General features: G+C 65.1%; 5 protein-coding genes. 2 read left to right on the top strand and 3 right to left on the bottom strand.

Going from position 1 to position 4,182, the window contains the following annotated elements; all coding sequences use genetic code 11:
* The coding region (locus VEY12_00595; GenBank protein HYM38629.1) for a malate dehydrogenase at positions 1-494 on the bottom strand (494 nt) is incomplete at its 3' end.
* Between the two features lie 174 nt (positions 495-668).
* On the opposite strand from VEY12_00595, the gene VEY12_00590 reads away from it, so the two are divergent.
* Positions 669-1,403, top strand: coding sequence for a DUF5781 family protein (locus VEY12_00590; protein HYM38628.1), 735 nt, complete (start codon positions 669-671; stop codon positions 1,401-1,403).
* Positions 1,404-1,444: 41 nt separating this feature from the next.
* Positions 1,445-2,332: an Mrp/NBP35 family ATP-binding protein gene (locus VEY12_00585; GenBank protein ID HYM38627.1), complete on the top strand. Its 888-nt coding sequence runs from the start codon at positions 1,445-1,447 to the stop codon at positions 2,330-2,332.
* Here the strand turns inward: VEY12_00585 and trxA are convergent, their stop codons facing one another.
* Positions 2,333-2,755, bottom strand: a complete 423-nt coding sequence (gene trxA / locus VEY12_00580; GenBank protein HYM38626.1) for a thioredoxin — start codon at positions 2,753-2,755, stop codon at positions 2,333-2,335. It abuts the gene before it with no gap.
* Positions 2,756-2,802: 47 nt separating this feature from the next.
* The gene (locus VEY12_00575) at positions 2,803-4,080 is read right to left on the bottom strand and encodes a DUF835 domain-containing protein (protein ID HYM38625.1); all 1,278 of its coding nucleotides are present in this window, start codon (positions 4,078-4,080) and stop codon (positions 2,803-2,805) included.
* Positions 4,081-4,182: the final 102 nt, after the last annotated feature.

The following is a 4,182-nucleotide window of genomic DNA, read 5'->3' as shown; positions in this document are numbered from 1 at the left end:
TGGGAGATGTCCTCCAGGTTGATCCCGCCGAAGTTGGGCGTGATGAGCTTGACCGTCTCGATGATCTTCTCGGGGTCCTTCGTGGCCAGCGGGATGGGGACCGCGTCGATGCCGCCGAGGTACTTGAACAGGAGTCCCTTGCCCTCCATGACGGGCAGGCCCGCCTCGGGGCCGATGTCGCCCAGACCCAGCACGCGCGTTCCGTCCGTGACCACGGCCACGTTGTTCCACTTGTTCGTCAGGCTCCAGACCTTGTTCGGGTCCGCCTTGATTTCCAGGCACGGCTGGGCCACGCCCGGTGTGTACCAGATGCCGAAGTCGTCCAGTTTCCGGATGGGCACGCGCGGCACGATCTCGATCTTTCCCTGGTAGAAGGGATGGTACTTCGCGGAGAGCTCCTTGGGCAGGTTCGCCTTCTTGAGGTTCGCTTCGACTTCCTGAGGTGTCGGGGCCTTGATGACCTTGCCGGCGGGTCGCTTCTTCTGTGTGAGCATCCTATTCACCAGAGGGGAATGATGCGCGACACTCCTGGAGCCCGCTTAAACCTTTCTCCCTGGACGTATGTTCGATGGGTACGGAAGGGTCAGGTAAGGAGGGCAGGACGAACCGAATCACGGCGGACGTCGAAGAGGCCCCAGCTTTATTGGGATCGCGGTCTTAGAACGGTCGTGCTCGTGACGGTGCTCGATCGGACGGACTGCGCGGACGTGGACGACGTGCGCGCGACGTTCCAAAGTGTGGAACGCCGGCTCGCGGCCCACGGGCTGCGCGTCGCGTGGCCCGTGGAGGTTGAGGTTGTGCGCATGCCCATCATGGGCGCCACGAAGTCCACGAAGGGCCACCACACGCTCTACGCGTCCCTGGACGCTGTGCGCTCGAACGCCTTCGACGGCCTGCTCGCGCACGAGATGGGCCACATGATTCGCACGGAGACGCGGCATCCGTCCCACGATCCGGCGTTGTACCAGTCTCTGGGCAAGGCCGTACGTGTGCCGCGAGACGGACTTCAGGCGCTCGGAGAAGCCTTCAATCATGTGCAGGACGTTTACGCGGACGACCTCTCCTTCCTCTCCGGGTTCGACGGCCGCGCCCACGAGTTCTTCCGCGTCTGGATCGAAGGCAACTCGCGGCGGGCTAACGCGAGCCGCTGGGAGAACGTCCGGCGGTGCGTGACCAATGGGTTCGCCCTGGGCAACCTCCTACGGCACGGTCTCCTGCCGGATGACGACCCGCTCTGGGCTCTCGCCCGCGACTTCGACCGGCGCGCCAGGGTCGATGCCGTGGACGGGTTCGCGGAGTTCTTCGCCTCCCTACCCGCGGATCCCAAGCCCGGGGCGCTCGTCGAGCGCGTGAAGTTCCTCGCGGGTTCCCTGGTGCAGGCCACCAATTCACGCAGACTTTAATAGGATGGCGAAGGTGAACCGCCGTCCCACGAGGTGATCGTGTGCCCGAGGAACTCGACACGACCCAGGTCCCGCCCCACATCATGGCGGCCATGCGCGAGCGCATGAAGATGGCTCAGCGCATGGGGAGGATCAAGCACAAGATCGTGGTCATGTCCGGCAAGGGCGGCGTGGGCAAGTCCACGGTGGCCTCCAACCTGGCATGCGTCCTGGCCTCGCAGGGCCGGGTGGGGCTGGTCGACGCGGACGTGACCGGGCCGGACATCGCCATGATCATGGGCGTGGAGGACGCCGAGGTGGTGTCCAAGGAGGTCGGCAACGAGACCCTGATGGAGCCCGTGGTGGGCCCGAACGGGGTCAAGGTGATCTCCATGGCCCACCTGATTGACCGCGACACCGCGGTTGTCTGGCGCGGCCCTCTCAAGATCAAGGCGCTCAAGCAGATGCTCTCCGACGTGGACTGGGGGGACCTCGACTACCTGGTGATCGACCTACCGCCGGGCACGAGTGACGAGCCGCTGAGCATCGCCCAGGAGATCCCGGACGCGGACGGCGCCGTCGTCGTCACGACTCCCCAGGAAGTCTCCCTCCTCGATGTTCGCAAGAGCATCAGCTTCGCGAACGCGGTCCACCTACCCGTCCTCGGGGTCGTCGAGAACATGAGCGGCCTCGTCTGCCCGCACTGCGGCACGGAGATCGACGTCTTCAAAGTCGGTGGCGGCGAGGCGGCCGCGAAAGAGCTCGGACTCCCGTTCCTCGGCCGGATCCCGTTGGACCCGCGGATCGTGGTCGGCGGAGACGCCGGGAAACCGTTCGTGATCGAGCATCCGGATTCCCCGGCAACCAAGGCGTTCCAAGGCGTCGTCGCGAAGCTCAAGGCGCAGTTGAAGGAGCCCAAGCCGCGTCCGTCCGGCCCGCTCGCGACGTGACTAGGTCCACTTCTTGAGGACGGCCTCAATCTGGGACCGCGGCAGCGCGCCTACGATCCAGTCTACGAGCTTCCCGTCCTTAAACACAAGCATCGTGGGGATCGACATGACCTGGAACCGTTCCGCGGTGCGGGGGTTCTCGTCCACGTTGAGCTTCCCGAGTCGCATCTTCCCGGCCTGCTCCTTGGCGATCGCCTCGAGCGTGGGCGCGACCCGCAGGCAGGGGCCGCACCAGGCCGCCCAGAAGTCCACGAGCATCACGCCGGGCTTCCGAACCTCGGCGTCGAAGGTCGCGTCGGTCACGATGACCGGCTTGCCGTCCGCGCGGGTCGGAGCGGCGGGCGGTGGCGCCTTCGCAGCTTCCATGAGTTCCTGGAGCTTCTTGGCACGAATCGCCTCGAGTTCCGCGTCGGGTTCGGCCATGGTCGTTCGACGAAGGCGGCCGGATAAAAGTCTTTGGTCCATTCCGTCTAGGCGGTCAGCCGCGCGGCCTCATTGAACGCAGGAGCCATGGGTCCCAGCAGCGCCGCCTCCCGCCGCACCATGGCGAACTCCCGCTCCTGGAAGGCGGACGGGTCCATGGGGATCAGGAGGATCGCTTCGTGGAGGGCCACGATCTCGTTCAGGTCGTGCAGCAGCGCGAGCACGGAGCTAAAGTCGTTGTGGGCCACGAGGTACTCGAAGCCGTCCAGGAGGACGACCGCGTTCTCTCCGACCGAGATGAAGTGCTCGATGGCCAGGGCGACCTTCTCCGGGGGCGACGGTCGCACGGAGTTCTTCTCCGTGGCCACGCGGCTCAACCAGAGGATCGGGGTCTTCTCGAGCCCGTAGTCCTGCATGATCGTCTTGGGGGAGCGGCGGCTGATGCACAGCCCCTGGGCGCCGTGGGTGACCAAGTCCCGGAAGATCTCGAAGCTCTCCGTTCCGTCGCGTTCCAGAATCGCGTACGTGCGCGACCGCTCGAGCTGGTACGTGGGCATGGTCGCCGACTGCGTCTCCGCGGCGGGCACGATGAGCTCCTGGAGGAAGGACTTCTCGCGGATCGCGAAGGCGATGAGCCCGATGAGGGCCATTTCCACGACGAACCCGGGCGCGCGCAGGTCAACCCCGTAGTTCGGGAGGACGATCTCGAACAGGAGCTCGCCGATCGCGAAGCCGCTGATCCCCAGGATGATCAGGTACGTGTCCCGACGGACCTCGGGCCCCGCGTTCGTGCGTCGCATGTGGGTGATGAACCGGTACGGGGCGTACAGGGTCAACGTGGCCACGGCGACCCCGTTCACGAACAGGAAGTAGGACTCGAAGTGGATCGTGATCAGGGGGTACTGGGAGAGGTCCACGGTCTCCGGGGAGATGTAGATCGCGACGACCGCGAGGGCCATGATGAACACGTAGAACACGTAGGAGTTCGGGAACTCGTCGCTCATGTACCGCATGAAGTCCTTGCGGTTCGTGATCGCGGGCGTCGTGGCGACCACGATGAACGCGCCGATTGTGATGCTGAACGCGTAGTCGAACGTCGCCTGGACCTTCTTGGACAGGAGGATGCTGTTCGTCAGCGCGGCAGGGTCGGCCACGCTGGGCTGGGTGAGGTAGATCGAGATCAGGGTGTTCGAGATCACCGCACACATCAGGAGGAAGGTGGCGAACAAGAGCACGTGCTTCTGGAATTCCCGGTGCGTCCTCTGCCGGGAGATCGCGATGACGACCAGAAGCGACAAGAAGAGCGCGCTGATCGCACTGAGCACGCCGACGATGTTGGGCTCTCCAGCCAGAGGGTCACCTCCTCGACCTTGGCGACGCGCCCCCGTGGGGTCCGCGAGCTATTTAAGCGGTCCCCGCTTGTTATC

The organism is Thermoplasmata archaeon (assembly GCA_035632695.1).
GTDB lineage: Archaea > Thermoplasmatota > Thermoplasmata > RBG-16-68-12 > RBG-16-68-12 > RBG-16-68-12.
This window is presented reverse-complemented; position numbering and strand designations above follow the sequence as displayed.